The sequence below is a fragment of the Nocardia sp. NPDC050799 genome, assembly GCF_040654015.1.
Lineage (GTDB): Bacteria > Actinomycetota > Actinomycetes > Mycobacteriales > Mycobacteriaceae > Nocardia.
In genome coordinates this window covers 1-1,449 of the sequence record NZ_JBFAHF010000108.1, presented here as the reverse complement: position 1 = coordinate 1,449, position 1,449 = coordinate 1, and the positions used below count along the sequence as shown (strand labels likewise).

Below are 1,449 nucleotides of genomic sequence, written 5' to 3'. Positions count from 1 at the left end.
TGAACGAGCAGCCCTGGCTGCCGGAAGGCACCCTGCCCGCCACGCTGTGCCGCCGCGACAGCTGCTGAATCCGAACCGTAAAAAAAGCCGGTCGATGACCGGCTTTCTCACGCGTTGGCGCCTCAGTGGTTGTCGAGCGGCTTACCGTAATCCTGTTCGTTGTTGCGCGTCAGCCACAGCGACAGCGCCTTCAGCGAATCCGGGGTAAACTCATCGCAGCGAGCGGTGATCTCTTCCGGCGTCAGCCAGCACACCTCGGCCACTTCTTCTTCCTGCAGTGCAAACGGGCCGTGTGACACGCAGCTGAACAGAGCGCCCCACACCCGGCACTGCTCTTCTTCGAAGTAGAACAGACCATGTTCGGCGAAAGGCACGCCGGCGATGCCCAGCTCTTCTTCCGCCTCGCGGCGCGCCGAATCCAGCACGTTTTCACCGCTTTGCACTACGCCACCCGCCGTCGCGTCCAACCAGCCCGGGTAGAAGTCTTTAATCTCGGTGCGACGCTGCACCAGAATTTTTCCCATCCCATCATGCACCACAATATAGGTCGCACGATGACGCAGCCGCTCCGCCCGCATCTGTTGACGACTGGATTGCGCAATCACCTCGTTTTGCTCGTCGACGATATCAACCCATTCGGTATCTGCAGCCTGACCCTGTTCCGCCATCCTCTAAAACCTTCTATTTTGGCGCGATGCATCCCGCGCGCTGGTTAATCAATGAGTGTTTTTCAAAGATTTTTATTGTGTGTGTATAAATTAGTGCGTTTAGCGTGTTAACGCCACCTCCGCGACGACCTTGCCGTCGTCGAGCGTCAGCACGCGCAAAGTGCCCCGATCCAACATGCCGTAGCTAGCCGGGAAGCCCCCTTTCGGGATGCTGACCGAGCCCGGATTGAAGCAATAGATCTCACCCTGCCGCTCCGCCTGCGGCAGATGCGTATGGCCGTAGGCCAGGACGTCACCGCGGGATAACGGCGGCAGTGCCGAAGGATGATAAAGGTGACCGTGGGTCAAAAACAATCGTCTTTTTTGCAGTAGAACCTGTTGCCACGGCGCCTCGATAGGAAACGTCAGCAGCATCTGATCGACCTCGCTGTCACAATTGCCGCGAACGGCGATGATCTTGTCGCTATAGCGATTCAATCGTTCGGCAACCTGAGCGGGCTGATAGCCGGCCGGCAGCGCGTTGCGCGGGCCGTGATTCAGCAAATCACCCAGAAGAATCAGCCAGTCAGCGCCGTGTTGTGCGAATAATTCCAGCACGCGTTCGGTGGCCGGCAGCGATCCGTGGATATCCGAGGCGAACATCAGCTTCATAACCTTGTCCTATAGAGGGAAATAAGCGCCATTTTACCGCGCCGGCGCCGTACGGCAAACCGCCGCCCGCCCCGGTGGAGAATTGTGATCCAACTGCGCAGATAGCATCGGACGAATCCCACATAGCCTG

General features: G+C 58.4%; 2 protein-coding genes. Both read right to left on the bottom strand.

Annotated features, from left to right (window positions below):
- Window positions 1-122: 122 nt before the first annotated feature.
- Window positions 123-668 (bottom strand): NUDIX hydrolase YfcD, encoded by a 546-nt coding sequence (gene yfcD, locus AB0H42_RS35665; RefSeq protein ID WP_004936086.1) that lies wholly within the window; start codon window positions 666-668, stop codon window positions 123-125.
- Window positions 669-767: 99 nt separating this feature from the next.
- Entirely contained in the window at window positions 768-1,319 is a 552-nt protein-coding gene (gene yfcE / locus AB0H42_RS35660) for a phosphodiesterase (RefSeq protein ID WP_025303680.1), read from the bottom strand.
- Window positions 1,320-1,449: the final 130 nt, after the last annotated feature.